The organism is Geobacillus sp. CX412 (assembly GCF_027942335.1).
GTDB classification, from domain to species: Bacteria; Bacillota; Bacilli; order Bacillales; family Anoxybacillaceae; genus Parageobacillus_B; species Parageobacillus_B toebii.
In genome coordinates this window covers 2,119,437-2,134,640 of the sequence record NZ_CP103461.1, presented here as the reverse complement: position 1 = coordinate 2,134,640, position 15,204 = coordinate 2,119,437, and the positions used below count along the sequence as shown (strand labels likewise).

The following is a 15,204-nucleotide window of genomic DNA, read 5'->3' as shown; positions in this document are numbered from 1 at the left end:
AATTTTGAGCAACACGCATTCCTTGTATCAATCGAAAAAGGGGAGAGATAGGAATGGCGGTTGAAATCTTCATGCCAAAGCTAGGAATGAGCATGAAAGAAGGCACGGTGGTAGAGTGGTTAAAGAAAAAAGGAGATAAGGTGAAAAAAGGGGAATCGGTCGTTGTTATTAGCTCTGATAAGATTGAGACAGATATTGAAGCACCGCAAGATGGGGTGTTATTAGAGATCCTTGTCGAACAAGATGAAACGGTGGAAGTAGGGAAAGTAATTGGCTACATTGGCCAGGAAGGAGAAGAAGCGGGTGATCAGTCCAATGAAGCACCGCAAGAAACACCACAACAAGCAATGCAAGAAGTAGCCGTGTCTGTTGGAACCATCGAACCAAAAGCAATATTAAGACAAACATCTAGACATATGTTGCGCGTTTCTCCTGCCGCTAGAAAATTAGCTCGCGAAGCGGGAATCGATTTAAGCAATATTAAAGGTTCGGGTCCAAAGGGACGAATAACAAAAGCAGATGTAGAAAAAGCCATTCAACTAAAACAAGCATCCTTACAGCCAGTGAGCGAGAAGCAAATGATCGAAGAAACAGGCCAGATAACGATCGCAGAAACAAGCCAGATCACAACGGAACAAAAAGGCGTCACCGTAAAACCGGTAACCGGCATGCGAAAAGTAATTGCCACAAGAATGTTTGCAAGCCTGCAGCAAACGGCTCAGCTAACGATTCATATGAAAGTAGATGTGACAGAATTGCTTGAATTACAGAAAAAACTAAGGGAAGAGCTGCAAGACGAACCGGATATAAAACTTACAATCACCGATTTTATCGCACGGGCAACAGTTTTAGCATTATGTGCCCATAAACAAATGAACAGTCTTTATCAAAATGGGAATATTCATACGTATGATTCCGTGCATTTAGGAATTGCAGTCGCATTGGAGAACGGTCTAGTCGTTCCGGTCATCCCTTATGCAGAGAAACTTTCTTTAAAAGAAATTTCGAAAAAAATTAAGGAATTGAGCGTACGGGCAAGGGAAGGAAAATTAAGCAGTGAGGAAATGAAAGGTTCTACTTTTACGATTACAAGTCTCGGTGCATATGGTGTTGAATTTTTTACACCAGTATTAAATCCGCCGGAGGTAGGAATTCTTGGGGTAGGAACAGTCACAGATACTCCGGTTTTTGTAGGAGATGCTATTCAGAAGAGAAAGATTTTACCATTGAGTTTAACGTTTGATCATCAAGTGATAGACGGTGCACCGGCTAGTCAATTTCTTACTACCATTAAAAATTATCTGGAAAAGCCATATAAAATGTTATTATAGTATGTATTATTTAGAGGAAAATGTTTTTATCACGGCCGTTTGGGAAAGAAAGCAGCCTAATTTTGGGTTGCTTTCTTTTTGATAAAATATGTCTTCTTACTTTTTCCATCGTTCCGAAAGAAGGCGCGCTGGTGAGAGTCGAAGCTTCGATCTCGATCCGAACTATCGCTTGCTTAATAATTCCATACTGCTTCAAATTTAGAGCATAAATCCGATGAGGGAGTTTGTATCATTTTCACCTTCAAAAACGTGCTGAATGCGTCACCATTTACGATTTCATGATTCATTCTTTCCGTTTCATTGTGAATGCTGTCAAAACTTTATGGAGAAATTGTGAAATGGTGAACAAACTCGTTTTAATGTCTGTAGAAAAATAGTATGATTAAAGTGTAAGGAACATATAAAAATTGAGCGGGAGGAGAAAACATGGCACAAGCTTCTACATTAGTTAAAGTAGCCGCTAAAGGAAAGTGGGAATTGGTGTCAAAACGAATGTTTCTATACGAAACTTTCCTGCTTTTTCTATGGATGAACCAGCGGAATTAGGGGGAACAGATACAGCTCCAAATCCGATGGAATATGTGGTTGCGGCTCTGTGCGGCTGCAATGGAGTGATGATTCCATTAGTTGCCAAAGAATTAGACTTTGCTTTCTCGGGAATTGATTTTGAAGCGACAGGCATCATTGATATTCGGGGACTAATGGGGAAGAAGGCGTTCGTCCGCATTTCCAAAAAGTACGTTTCAACGTGAATATACAAACCGAAGAAAGCGAAGAGAGAATTGAGCAGCTGAAAAATGAAGTGGAGAGAAGATGTCCTGTATTCAGTCTTTTGCATGATGCCGGAGTTAAAGTGGATACAAAATGGAGCAAGAAATAAGAGTATTGAAGCAAATTAAATGAATAGAGTGGGAAAAAGAATGGGTGCATGCCATTCTTTTTTTTCGTGCGCCAGATTAAGGATGATAGTTTGTGTTTTTCTTCGTCTTGGATCGCATCTCCTTCATCCATGCGCCGCGGTCTTTTCCTGTTGTAACATTTTCGATCTTCGGTATGCGTGCCTCTATCTGCTTCTTCACCTACACTTGCAGGATTTGATGTGGGACCTATTCTAGAAGTTTTACCAATCATTCATCTCTTATTAATCTTAATCATCTGAGAAAAAGTTTGCTATTTAAGGAAATATGTATTGTGCCATGATGGCATTCCTCCTTATATTTGGCGTTTTTTGCGCACTATATTAAAGAGAGAGCAGCATGGCTCATTTTCTGTTTTTCATATATAGGCTTAACTGATTCATAAAACAAGGCAAAATATGACTTTGAAATTTTTCTTTACACCCGAACATTAATTTTTTATAATTTAATTAATTCCGATAAATTTACTTAACTAAAGGAGGAGAGGGCATGGCTAAAGCTTCTACATTGTTTAAAGTGTCCGCTAAAGGTAAATGGGAATCAGGCGTCAAAACCAATATTTCTATACGAAATTTTCCTACTTTTTCTATGGATGAACCAGCGGAATTAGGAGGAGTGGATGCAGCGCCAACTCCACTGGAATATGTAGTTGCAGCTTTGAACGGTTGTAATGGAGTGATGATTCCATTAGTTGCGAAAGAATTAGGATTTACTTTCTCGGGAATTGATTTTGAAGCGACAGGCATCATCGATACCCGGGGACTAATGGGGGAAGAAGGCGTTCGCACGCATTTCCAAAAAGTTCGTTTCCAAGTGAATATACAAACCGAAGAAAGTGAAGAAAGAATTGAGCAGCTGAAAAATGAAGTGGAGAGAAGATGTCCTGTATTGAATCTTTTGCTGGATGCCGGGATTCAAGTGGATACAAAATGGAGCAAGAAATAATAAGATCTAAAAAAGGGGTGGATGTGTGCCATCCCTTTATTTTTTCGTGCGCTCAGCTAAGGTAGGGGATTGATGTTAGTCGAGATATAGGCACAACGAATAGGGATGTAAATTATTTTCAAAATTTCGGCCACAGGGCAAAGAAAACGGAGCTCTTTGGGAAAAGAGCCCCGATTCATTGCCTTTCTTAAGTAGTTTTAACTTCATTTAAATAGCGCCGCTCGTTACAACAAATATCGGGCATCCAATGGCAACGAGCGCGATCATTATTATTCCATGATAACCGCTTATCCATTGTTTTTACATAAAAAGTGCTTCCAAGGATTTTGGAACAATCTCTCACCCTCCGCTTACCGGTGGGATAAAGGCAACGATATCGCCAGGCTGAAGTGTTTGATCATCGCGGGCATATTCCTCATTCACCGCGACCATCACTTGTTTCAGATCAATGTGATAACGCTTTTCTACTTCCTGCTTTAATGCATTTACCGTTTGAGGAACGTTAGGCAGCACAACGCGCTCCTCTCCAATTGCTTCCTGTAAATGCGCAAAAAAGAGCAGTGTGATCATTGTAAATCCTCTCCTTCCGGCTTTCCTGTTGGATACGCTTTCGTCCCTAATTGATTGCCAACCCATTCCGTTCCATCTTCCCAATGTTCTTTTTTCCAAATCGGAACGATTTGTTTAATGCGCTCAATCGCGTATCGGTTTGCCTCATACGCGTCGTTGCGATGCGGCGACGAAACGGCGATGGCGACAGCGATATCGCCGATATCCAGCCTGCCGATTCGGTGCGTAATCGCCACTTTCGTTTCCGGCCATTTTTCGCGAATTTCTGCCCCAATTTGCTCTAGCATTTTTTCCGCCATCGATACGTACGCTTCGTATTGTAAAAATAAGGTCCGCTTTCCGTTTGTCCATTCGCGCACCGTTCCCATGAACGTTGTCACCGCTCCGGCTTCGGGACGCATCACTTTTTTTACCACATTCTCAATGGAAATCGGCTTGTCCGTAATCATAAAAAGACGTTCATTCATTGTTTTTCTCACCTCATTAACCAATGTAAGTCATTTTCTTCATCATTAATGAAAATAAAAGGATATGGAATAAAAGATAGCTACGAAGAAGATTCCTACGTAATAATATTAGATAACTGTGCCAGCGAACCCCAATCTGTCTTAGTTTCGCAGCATGATTCATGTTTGCAGCCCTCGACAAACACGAAATCAAGCGGCAAAAGTTCATATTAATATTGGCTGCTGTTTTTTTGTTTATTGCATGCTTGTTCCAACTATATGATATTATCAAATTTTTCTGTCAATTTTTCAACTAATTCTCCTAATATATTTTATTTCGCGTGTTCTTTATGAAACAGAAGCATCCCAATAAACAACAACCGGACTGCTCCACTAACGAGAAAGTCTAGTTTGTTTATCCGCCAATATAAGACATTTCAATTTTTTTCCGCGTTTTTGCTGTTTGCTCCGTCCGTTCATCCGAGTAGCGGTCTGTCCGCATGTTCCATGTCGATGCAATCATTTTCTTTATTTCTTCTTTATCGGCCCCGGAACGCAGTTTTTCTTTTAACGAAACACCGCTTGCAGCAAACAAGCACGTATATAGCGTGCCATCGGCGGAAATGCGCGCCCGGGTGCAGCTTTGGCAAAACGATTCGGTCACCGAAGTGATAAAGCCGACTTCCACGTTCGTGCCAACATAGCGGTAGCGGCTTGCCACCTCGCCGAAGTAGGCTTTTTCCACCGGCTCAAGCGGATGCATTTGTTGCAGGCGTTCATACATTTCTTTTTTCGTTACCACATGGGAAAAATCCCAGCCGTTTGTCGTGCCGACGTCCATATATTCAATAAAGCGGAGGGTAATGCCTCGTTCTTTAAAATAGTTCGCCATCGGAATGATTTGCGAGTCGTTCATTCCCTTTTTGACGACCATGTTCACTTTGACGCCAAGCCCTGCTTCCCGCGCTGCTTCAATCCCTTTTAACACCGGCTTAACCCCGACGCCAACCCCGTTCATCTTTTTAAATACTTCGTCATCTAACGCGTCCAGGCTGACATTGACGCGCTTGAGCCCCGCTTCTTTCAAACGTTTTGCCCATTTCACTAAATGAATCCCATTCGTAGTAAGAGCGATATCGCGAATGCCGGAAATGTGCGCCAGCCGTTCTACTAATAAGTCTAAGTCGCGTCTTAACAGCGGTTCTCCCCCGGTGATGCGAATTTTTTCCACCCCAAGTTCCGCAAAACTTTCCGCAAGCAGCCCCATTTCCTCGATCGTTAATAATTCGTCTTCACGCAAAAAACGGAAATTCGGTCCGAATATTTCTGCCGGCATGCAATATACGCATCGGAAATTGCACTGGTCTATTACTGAAATGCGCAAATCGCGAAGCGGACGGTTCCACTGGTCGGCAATCACCGATTGACCTTTTCCCATACCGCCTCCTCCTTTCATTCAATTGGACTTAAAGATTCTCGCACATATAAGAAAAACAACGACATCATCATCATGGCCACCCATGCCCACACTAAATTCATTTCTCCCGTTTCATTGACACATAATGGCCGTCGGAATCGTTTGTGTCTTTCCTGGAATATTTCCCGCAAACATCAATGTAGCGCCGAATTCGCCAAGCTGAGGGAAAATGCAATATGATCAACGCATGAAACATCGATAACCAAAATTCAATCGGTTAAAAATCTCTTTCAACAAAACTATGACATTTTCCTGTTTGCTATAGAAAATAAGAGATAATGTTACGACGTTACTCACATTGTAACCCATGATGATGTTGCAAAACTAGTGTAAAAAATCGAAGTTATTTATATGGATGCAACATTATCACTGAAATCCGCACCATCTTGGCTGTTTCAGTTCGTCATTCTTTAATGACCCTGTTAAAAATAAATGTTGATTTTCGCGCCGTTCAGTTCCTTAAGGAGAAAAAGAAGTGAAACTGAGAAGAAGATCTTCGTATCATTGATCGCCAATTCGCAAAAGGGAAGGTGAGTCATGCGGTTTTTATAACCTTATAACAGCTGATGCAAGTAAGATGAAAGTGATGAAAACAACTTCTTTCATTTTATTAAAACTTATTAAAACTCCTTCCTTTGTTTGAAAAGGAAGGAATTTTTGTGCAAAGACGTGTAGAAGGGCGCGGCATGAAGTGGAGCATACGAAGTATCAAGTGATTCGCTGACAGATTATGGAATACTGATGACTTATAACTTTTCATATGTTCCTGTTTATTTTACTGGTATCCAGATTTCAGAATAAAAATCAGGGCTCAAGGGATTTTCGTCTGTATATACTTCTAATGCTGGTGTGCCTGCATGCTCATAACTACTGGATGGAAGCCATTCTGAAAAAATTTGGTTCCATGCCTTCTGCATAGCATCTGGCATTGGCCCATGAACTTCAAATACAACCCATTTAGATGCGGGCACTTCAAATTTCAATAATCCGTCGGGGGTGTCACCATCATATTCTGTGGCTACCCAATAATCCATTACTTGCTTCGACTGTGTACCGCTATTAGTGACACATACCCCCAGCACACCTTTAATTTGACCATTGTTCAACTTCAATAATAAATCGACTGTTCCATCCTCATTAACTTCATCCCACAGTTTTGGAATATCTACAAGATTCTCCCCATTAACTAATGAAAATTCTCGCTTGATTCCTACTACTTGAAAACTATCTCTTTCAATAACTTTGTATTTCATTGGTTCTGCTCCTTTAAAGATGTTTTTTTCATCAGGCTCTTTTTTCCTTTAAAAGTAAGTGGAAAAATCTTACCACGCTCCGAATTATCTTCTGTTTTTTTATGAAATTCCATAAAAAACAAAAGATAATTCTTATTATGTTGCATTCGTCTACGTTTAGCCAATTCTCCAGCAAGTAAGTTTTCTGATCCTCTGCCATCCCAATTCCTAAACATAACAAATCATTTATAGTCATTAGTCTCTACTATACATTTATCTATAGTCATTAATCTCTACCGTACATTTTTACTAGAGAGACAAGAGTACATATTAGCGAAATTAGGTCTATTATCCAAGCCCTTTCTGATAGGGATGAATATAAATGTGGTAAATCCGATTGATAGGGTTAAATGGCTCAGACCCTTAAAAAACAGGGAGGAAGAATTATGAGTTTTGAAATTAAAATGACAATTTTCGTGTTCATCATGACGATGCTCGTCATCTTTTGGAGGCCAAGAGGCTTAAACGAAGCATGGCCGGCGTCGATTGGCGCGGGGATTATTCTACTAACAGGCATTGTATCCCGCAGTGATATTTTGGATATTATCCATAAAATCGCCGGCGCCTCGATTACCATTATCGCAACGATTGTCATGGCCGTCATATTAGAAAGTTTCGGTTTTTTCCACTGGGCAGCCGCACGGCTTGCCAGTTTGGCCAAGGGTTCGGGCTATCGTCTATATTGGTACATTCAGCTGTTATGTTTTTTGATGACCCTTTTATTCAATAACGATGGCAGCATCCTGATTACGACCCCGATTTTAATTTTACTCCTAAAAAACCTCCGGCTAAAACCGCGTGAGCAGATCCCGTATCTCTTAAGCGGAGCGCTGATCGCAACAGCTTCCAGCGCGCCGATTGGAGTAAGCAATATCGTTAATCTAATCGCATTGAAAATTGTGGATATGACGCTTTATATGCACACGGCCATGATGTTTGTGCCGGCAACGTTAGGGTTGTTGTTTATGTCTTGTCTGATGTACGTAGTAGTAAAGAATAAATTGCCAAAAACATTGCCAAATTTCTCCGATGATATAGAGGGAATCTTTTTTACTAAACATTTTCATCCATTGAAGAACACCATTTCCGTGGAAACGAAACGCAAACGCACCCAATTTATGTTGAAGGTCTTGCTGTTTGTCTTTGTGGTTCGCTGCCTGCTCTTTGTCGCTTCTTATTTCTCTATTCCCATTGAAATCGTTGCGGTGCTTGGATCATTCATCCTGCTGGTGTGGAGATGGTATCATTTGCGCACCAATTCCGTTGACATCTTGAAAAAGACTCCTTGGCACATTCTTATTTTTGCCTTCTCTATGTATGTCATTATTTACGGGCTCCATAACGCGGGGCTGACAGCGATGCTGGTGAAAATATGTGAACCGATTGTAAACCAGGGATTGTTCTACGCGAGCTTTATCATGGGGGGATTAGTGTCCGTTCTATCCAACTTCTTTAATAATCACCCCGCTTTAATGATCGGAACCATCACCTTGACGGAAATGGGATTGGATCCTATTACATTAAAGACGATCTATCTCGCCAACATTATTGGCAGTGACATGGGATCGTTGTTATTGCCGATTGGAACGCTTGCCTCCCTGATTTGGATGCACATCCTAAAACAAAATAAGATAAAAGTAACATGGAAAGATTATTTAAGCGTCTCGTTGATTGTCATACCATTCACAACCGTTGTCACATTGTTTTTATTATTCTATTGGGTGCAAATGGTTTTCGCCTAATGAAAACTAAATACCATATTCACGTTTACTTAAAGAAACTTACCACAACAAAACCCCTTGATATATAAGGGGTTTTTCTCGTTTTGCAGAGTGTTAGTGAATGCAAAACACCTTTAATTAGGAAAAAACTGTATTGTTGGAGTATTTGCTGCCGTAAAAATGAAATATCATAAGGTTTACATTTAGATTAATCTGTAAAAAATGTTAAAGAAGATAATCACCTTTAAATACGAAAGCTCGGAGGGATTTTGTTGATTGAAAATTTAAAGGAGATTCTAGAAATTTACTTCGATCAAAGGATGCGCTCATTAAGTTTAAGAACATTTTAGAACCTACTATTGAACAAGCAAAAGATGCCCATGAACGTCTTTATTGGCACCATATTTACGAAGAGGAAGAGCATCGTTTGGACCGTTTGAAGGCGCTATTGCCGAAACTGCAAGCGCAAGTTCAAAACAAGTCTTCTCTTTATTTTGCACTGTTCGGAAAAGGGACAGGCTGGCTGTATTTCATGCAGGCGGTCATGCTCGGAATCATCTGGGCGGCTGTTTTTTCCACACAAGGGACATTATTCTCTGAGCTGTTTCCAACCAAAGTCCGTTATACTGGGTTATCGGTTGGTTATCAGTTTGCCGCGGCCATTGTTGGTTTTGGACCTACGATTTGGACTTCAATGGCGAAAAAATTCGGTCCATCGCCGTGGATATTTGGCGGGTTCATGATGGCGAGGCTTGCTCTCTCTTTGGTACTAAGCGTGTTTGTGCCTGATACAACAAAAACGGCTGCCTCGCACTACGATGAAAGTGTGAATATTGTTAAAAGCTGACGAGCCGGCTAGATCGAAAATCGAACGAATCACTTTGATCGTTATTCTGGCAATAAAATTAATGGCTTGGGAGATTACTCCCTTCACCAAAAACGCCGTGATCCCTTTTGTAACAAGGGAAGCGGCGTTTTTGCTTTTTTACATTGTGGATTCGGATGGACATTTGGTATGGATGCCTAAACCTAGACTGAAGGCACGTTATTACAAAGGTGGAGAAAAACAAGGCAGAAGTATTTTCTTTTCTACTGTTTTTCATACGCTATTTGGTAGTATTTTCTTTCAAAATTAGCTAAAATAATTATATAAATATTAAAAAAATAAAAATTATTTTTGTCAAAGCATAAATATGAATTGGCTAGTGTTCAGAAAAAAGTACGAGGAAGGAGTCCGGTTTCTATTTCTATTTGATATAGTTGGAAGCATAGCGCTTGCAAGCGCTTTGACCCATACATAAGTCAATAGTTAACAAGAAAATTTTATAATTAAAAACTAGGAAATAAAGGGGAGTTTCAAATGACCAACCAATCATCTAACGTGCGTGTAGCTGTTGTGCAAGCCGCTTCCGTGATTATGGATCGAGAAGCAAGTACAGAAAAAGCGATTTCGCTAACGCAACAAGCTGCAGAAAAAGGCGCAAATATCATCGTATTTCCGGAAGCTTTCATTCCAGCTTATCCAAGAGGGCTTACTTTTGGAACGACGGTCGGAAGCCGTTCACCAGAAGGACGAAAAGACTGGCTTCGTTACTGGGAAAACTCGGTAGCCGTACCAAGTGAAACAACAGAACTATTAGGAGAAGCAGCCCGTAAGGCGGGAGCCTATCTCGTTATCGGTGTAGTGGAAAGAGACAATGAGTTTAGTAGAGGCACTCTTTACTGCAGTGTTTTATTTTTTGGACCAGACGGCACTTTGCTTGGAAAACATCGAAAGCTAAAACCAACAGCCTCTGAACGAATCATTTGGGGAGAGGGGGATGGAAGCACGTTGCCTGTTTTCGATACCCCATACGGAAGGATAGGGGCGTTGATTTGTTGGGAGAACTATATGCCATTAGCGAGAGTAGCGATGTATGCCAAAGGGGTTCAAATTTATATTGCTCCAACGGCAGATGCTAGAGAGCTCTGGCAGTCTACGATTCGTCATATTGCAGCGGAAGGAAGATGTTTTGTACTGTCCTGCAATCAGTATGTCACGAAGGATATGTACCCGACTGATTTAGCCTGCTATGAAGAATTGGCCTCATCTCCTCACGAGATGTGCGTTGGAGGAAGCGCCATTGTAGGTCCATTAGGAAACTATATTAAGGAGCCTGTCTATGGCAAAGAAGACATTCTTATAGCCGATTTGGATTTGCGTGACATCGCCTATAGTCAATTTGATTTTGATGTAGTAGGGCATTACTCCAGGCCAGATGTATTTCAGCTTTTAGTGAATGAAGAGAAGAAAGATAGTGTAAAATGGGTATAATCTTACATTTCGCAACTGTAATTTTTGGTGAAGTGGTAGTCTATTCGTGAGGCATGAACCTCCTTGTGGAATGGTATGGTGACACATCTATTCTAACCAAGGAATTAGGTTCGTGTCTCTTTTTTATTTGTCTGTAGAGAATATGCTTTAGTACAGTTTCTTATTAATTGCTGGTTCTACTCACGCGCGTTCTTTAGCGTGGATTCAATGAAGCAATTAACAGTTCGGAAGAAATCTAAATATGGAATTTTTCATCTTTGTGACATGATTCGACAATATTTAAATAACCCGTGGTGCTAGTTGAGCGCTAAAGCTCAACTAGCACCACGGGTATCATTATATAATTGGTGAATGATGTATTCTTTCTCCGTCATATTCATCTTCCTTCAAAATAAATACTGTTTATAGAAAATATGGAATCCCATTATATATTTTACACAGCGTTTGTTTTCCAAGAAATAGAAACAGGAAATTAAGGATTTGGAATCATTTTCTTCATAAAAATATGATAAAAAATACCCATTTGATTTTTGAAAAAGTTATTCAATCATCCTGTGTTTGAAAAAGAAACGCTTCTAAATGAGTTCGTGTGCCCGGTATAAGTGCAGTCTGTAGGAGGATGGTCCTGAGTTGTAAAGGAGGAAGCAGCTGTTAATATGGTGCAAGAGTGTCCGTGGCAACGCGGAATCGGGAGGAAGCGGGCGCAAACTTCCGGTTTGAGAGACACCATAGAACGGTACGTACGGTGGTGTGAGACGGCCAGGAGCATCCTAAGGACAATTGCTAATGTTGTATCATAAAAGGTTTTTAAGCTGTCTTATATGATTACAAGATTTTATCTAACAAATGACTAAAGTTGGGTTATAATTTAGATAAAAAATAAAAGCAAGGAGCACGAATATGAACAAATGTCTTCTATCTGTATCTGCACTTAGTTTTCTTCTGTTTCTTGCCATATGGGCCGCGGTGGAATCGGGAGCAACCAATGCGATGGATGAGCGGCTGCTGCAAATGTTTGATTCATGGGACTGGTTGGATGGCTTTACGATATTAGGCTATGGCTATTTCATTGGCATTGCGAGCATCCTGCTAGTGTTGTTTTTATGGCTTCGCAAGCGCGATTATTACGGCATGGTGCTTGTGTTGGTCGCTGTCGGCGGCGGTTACGGGCTGAACACGTTCATTAAGGAACTTGTCGGGCGGGAGCGGCCGCCGTTTGCGCAAGGGGTGCACGGATTTAGCTTTCCGAGCGGCCACGCGATGGTCGGCAGCATTTATTTGTTGTTAATCGCGTATTTTCTAAGCAAAGAAGTAAAGAAAGCATCACAACGGTGGGCAATTTTTTTCATTTTCGGCCTTCTTGCGCTATTGACAGGGCTTAGCCGCTTAAGCCTTCAAGTTCACTACCCGTCTGACGTTTTGGCAGGGCTTTTGTTAGGGATTGCTTATCTCTTCGCTTGCATTTCCGCTTACCAATTTTTTGTAGTGGAATGGATCCGTGCGAAGCAAAGGGAGCATTCAAAGGATGGGCAACATTGATTCGACCACGAAAGCCATGGATTTCCGTTGTTCACGTTTGTGAATGGAAGGTTAATCAAGAAGCCCCCATCTCGAAGCCGAGGGCAGATGGAGGAGGAAAGCGATCAAGCCTCGTTTCGTCGGCATGAGTAGGCAAGCAGGGGGGCGTAGTGTTGTGAGAAACGTATATTTTTGTTTAGGAAGCTTGGTTTCTGTATGGTAAAATGGAAAGCAAAGAGTACTACATCAGAAACCATCTTTCACTATAAAATTTCCTTATGCTGTTTTTTCTTCGCGAAAGAATTTCCCCGATTGGTATGGAGGATAAAAAGTCTAATCGTTTTCCGTCTAGACTTTTTTCTCCCGCATAAAATGTGGTGAAAATGGAGGTATATGATTCGTCTTTTAAGGGGATGAAAGGATGGCAATACGTTTAGTAAGAACAGGCTATTTATTAGGTATAGCGTTGATATTGACTGGCGTTATTTATTTTTTTGCGTCTAATTGGCAAGGTATGGATCGTTTAGCAAAGGCAGTATTAAGCATCGGCTTAATGGGATTATTTTACGGGTCGAGCGCTGTTTTTGCTTATGTCATGAAACGTCATGATTTTTTAGGCAGATGGCTGTTCGTCTGCGGGACGTTGGCGTTTGGCATTACACTCGCCTTGATCGGGCAGATTTATAACTCCCATGCCGACAGCTATTGGCTGTTTATCATTTGGCTCGTTCCAACGGTTGTGTTTGCATGGATCACGAAGTATGAAGCATTTTCGGTCATCAGTGTCGTGCTGCTGGAGCTGGCATGTTGGTTTTATTATTTTCCGTCTTCATACAGGATTGAGTGGAGCGAATGGCAGTCGTTTTTTCTGCTTGTGATGTTTGCTGTCATCAATGGCATTGTATGGATTTTTAGCCGCTCTTCCATTGTTGCTTATCTTGCGTATGCGGCGATGCACGGCTGGCTGTTTGTGACGGATGTGACGGGATTTTTATATGGCCGTGACGCTTGGTGGCCGTATGTGTATGCTCTGTTGTTTATAGGGTTCTTTTATTACTTTTTCGCCGTGGCGAAAAGACGGTCGTATGTGTTGCTAACGAGTTTATTTGCGGGGGCGTTTCTGATTGCGCAATATTTCCGCGTGATTGGCGAGCATTTTGAAGAGGGGTTTTTGCTTGGCGGGCTTGTGCTTGCGGCAGTCATTGTATATGGAAGTGTGTTTTTATTAAAACGGGTAAAGCATATTTCGAGCGAGAGCACAAAAGGAAGGATTTTTCTTATCATTTTCCAGTCTATTGTCACGTTTGTCGCTTCGCTGATTGCGGCTGCGAGCGTCATGGGGCTGTTGATGATATGGATGGAGTCGCTTTCGATGTATGTATTGTTTGCAATATCGGTCATGGGATTTGTCGCACCCGCGTTTTTGGGGAGGCGCTGGAATCCGACTGTGCGCTATACATTGCTTGCCGTCGGATATGGTCTTGGTTTGATGACAACGTGGAAAATCTCGCTTGTGCTGCTTACAGTTTATACGGCTACACTTCTTATTTGCTATGTGCAGTCGGCTGATGGTGGCATCCGCGCATTGACAAACATGGCCGTGTCGCTATATTCGGCCGTGATTCTCGATCAAGTAACGAATGAGGAGCGTCTTGTGTTGCTTGGTGTTGCCGCATTGAACGGGTGTCTATATTGGCTGGGCAGGCGCAGGAAAGAACCCCTTTTCTTGCCGCTCGTTTTAGGAATGGGCGCACTTCTCCTCTTAACAAGCATGGATGTCTTCGCAGCGGGTGCTTGGTATGTGGCTGCCAACATTTTGTTTATCGCTGTCATTTTCACTTTTCTTTTTGCGCCGCTTTTCCAAAACGAACGATATGAGCAGCTTGTTGCCTGGGCATATTTTTGGCTGTATCTCGTGCTCAAGTATTATGAATTTGCCTGGAACTTGCTTGACAAGTCGATTAGTTTGATTATTGCAGGGCTTTTGTTTTTCATTGGAACCGCGGTATTGGAAAAACGAAAAGGGCTGCTGCCTGTTAGTCCTGCACAAGGACTGTATCGGAAATGGGCGCCGTTATTAGCGATTATGGTAGCGCAGGCCGTGTTTGCCGGGTACATGGTTTGGGATAAGGAGCAGCATTTGCGAAATGGAGAAGTAGTGAAGCTGGAATTGCAGCCGGTTGATCCCCGTTCGTTTTTACAGGGAGATTATATACGGTTATTTTATGATATTTCGACGATTCGGTCTTTAGACGGGAGCGGCAAAGTACAAGTAGTGCTGCGAAAGGATCAAGACGGCGTGCATCGCTTTGCGGATATTTATGCGATAAACGGGCAGCAACAAGAGGAGTATGTTCCGCAAGATGGCGATGTAATCCTCAATGGAACGTTTTACGGCAATACGGTCGTGTATGGAATTGAATCGTATTTTGTTCCGGAAGGAAAAGGGACAAAATGGCAGGAGAAGGCCCGCTTTGCCTATGTGCGCGTTAGTGAGGACGGAGATGCGCTGCTCGAAAAGATCAGCAGTGAATGAGGGAACCATTTCCTCATGAAAGGGAATATGTTTGGTAAAGCTAATTCGAAAAAGAAACTGTTCTTCGAATTAGCTTTTTCTTTTTCATAGAAAGGAAAACTTAGGGAAAATGTCCTAATCAAATCAGGAGTAAAGTG

At 41.7% G+C, this 15,204-nt stretch carries 12 protein-coding genes and 3 pseudogenes; 10 read left to right on the top strand and 5 right to left on the bottom strand.

The features are described from left to right. Positions 1 to 53 precede the first annotated feature (53 nt). From NXM86_RS11160 to NXM86_RS11150, 3 genes and pseudogenes are all read left to right on the top strand, one after another. Positions 54 to 1,331: a dihydrolipoamide acetyltransferase family protein gene (locus NXM86_RS11160; protein WP_062679383.1), complete on the top strand. Its 1,278-nt coding sequence runs from the start codon at positions 54 to 56 to the stop codon at positions 1,329 to 1,331. Positions 1,332 to 1,757: 426 nt separating this feature from the next. After that, positions 1,758 to 2,211 (top strand): annotated as a pseudogene (locus NXM86_RS11155) (OsmC family protein). Between the two features lie 526 nt (positions 2,212 to 2,737). After that, positions 2,738 to 3,193, top strand: coding sequence for an OsmC family protein (locus NXM86_RS11150; RefSeq protein WP_015863660.1), 456 nt, complete (start codon positions 2,738 to 2,740; stop codon positions 3,191 to 3,193). Between the two features lie 339 nt (positions 3,194 to 3,532). Here NXM86_RS11150 and moaD read toward each other — a convergent pair whose 3' ends face one another. From moaD to NXM86_RS11125, 5 genes and pseudogenes are all read right to left on the bottom strand, one after another. Further along, on the bottom strand, positions 3,533 to 3,763 hold the full coding sequence (moaD, locus tag NXM86_RS11145) for a molybdopterin converting factor subunit 1 (RefSeq protein WP_015863661.1): 231 nt from the start codon (positions 3,761 to 3,763) through the stop codon (positions 3,533 to 3,535). Beyond that, positions 3,760 to 4,230 carry a molybdenum cofactor biosynthesis protein MoaE gene (locus NXM86_RS11140; protein WP_015863662.1) on the bottom strand — a complete coding sequence of 157 codons (471 nt, stop codon included), beginning with the start codon at positions 4,228 to 4,230 and terminating at the stop codon, positions 3,760 to 3,762. The genes moaD and NXM86_RS11140 overlap by 4 nt, the downstream gene beginning before the upstream one ends. A 394-nt stretch (positions 4,231 to 4,624) precedes the next feature. After that, positions 4,625 to 5,647 carry a GTP 3',8-cyclase MoaA gene (gene moaA, locus NXM86_RS11135; protein WP_498958021.1) on the bottom strand — a complete coding sequence of 341 codons (1,023 nt, stop codon included), beginning with the start codon at positions 5,645 to 5,647 and terminating at the stop codon, positions 4,625 to 4,627. Between the two features lie 119 nt (positions 5,648 to 5,766). Then, positions 5,767 to 5,845 (bottom strand): annotated as a pseudogene (locus NXM86_RS11130) (molybdate ABC transporter permease subunit); the annotation flags it as partial. A 611-nt stretch (positions 5,846 to 6,456) separates the two neighbouring features. Beyond that, positions 6,457 to 6,939 (bottom strand): GyrI-like domain-containing protein, encoded by a 483-nt coding sequence (locus NXM86_RS11125; RefSeq protein ID WP_081189952.1) that lies wholly within the window; start codon positions 6,937 to 6,939, stop codon positions 6,457 to 6,459. A 425-nt stretch (positions 6,940 to 7,364) separates the two neighbouring features. Between NXM86_RS11125 and NXM86_RS11120 the strand changes: the two genes are divergently transcribed. From NXM86_RS11120 to NXM86_RS11090, 7 genes and pseudogenes are all read left to right on the top strand, one after another. Continuing rightward, positions 7,365 to 8,720 (top strand): arsenic transporter, encoded by a 1,356-nt coding sequence (locus NXM86_RS11120; RefSeq protein ID WP_062755397.1) that lies wholly within the window; start codon positions 7,365 to 7,367, stop codon positions 8,718 to 8,720. Positions 8,721 to 9,027: 307 nt separating this feature from the next. Continuing rightward, a pseudogene (locus NXM86_RS11115) lies at positions 9,028 to 9,126 on the top strand (IMEF encapsulin system ferritin-like cargo protein); the annotation flags it as partial. After that, entirely contained in the window at positions 9,127 to 9,546 is a 420-nt protein-coding gene (locus tag NXM86_RS11110; RefSeq protein WP_498958020.1) for a hypothetical protein, read from the top strand. Continuing rightward, positions 9,533 to 9,835, top strand: coding sequence for a hypothetical protein (locus NXM86_RS11105; RefSeq protein ID WP_081189955.1), 303 nt, complete (start codon positions 9,533 to 9,535; stop codon positions 9,833 to 9,835). The genes NXM86_RS11110 and NXM86_RS11105 overlap by 14 nt, the downstream gene beginning before the upstream one ends. 224 nt (positions 9,836 to 10,059) lie before the next feature. Further along, a complete protein-coding gene (locus NXM86_RS11100; protein WP_062755393.1) occupies positions 10,060 to 11,013 on the top strand; it encodes a carbon-nitrogen hydrolase family protein in 954 nt (317 codons plus the stop codon). A gap of 900 nt (positions 11,014 to 11,913) precedes the next feature. Further along, positions 11,914 to 12,552: a phosphatase PAP2 family protein gene (locus tag NXM86_RS11095; RefSeq protein ID WP_498958019.1), complete on the top strand. Its 639-nt coding sequence runs from the start codon at positions 11,914 to 11,916 to the stop codon at positions 12,550 to 12,552. 400 nt (positions 12,553 to 12,952) lie between these two features. Then, on the top strand, positions 12,953 to 15,067 hold the full coding sequence (locus NXM86_RS11090; RefSeq protein WP_498958018.1) for a GDYXXLXY domain-containing protein: 2,115 nt from the start codon (positions 12,953 to 12,955) through the stop codon (positions 15,065 to 15,067). Positions 15,068 to 15,204: the final 137 nt, after the last annotated feature.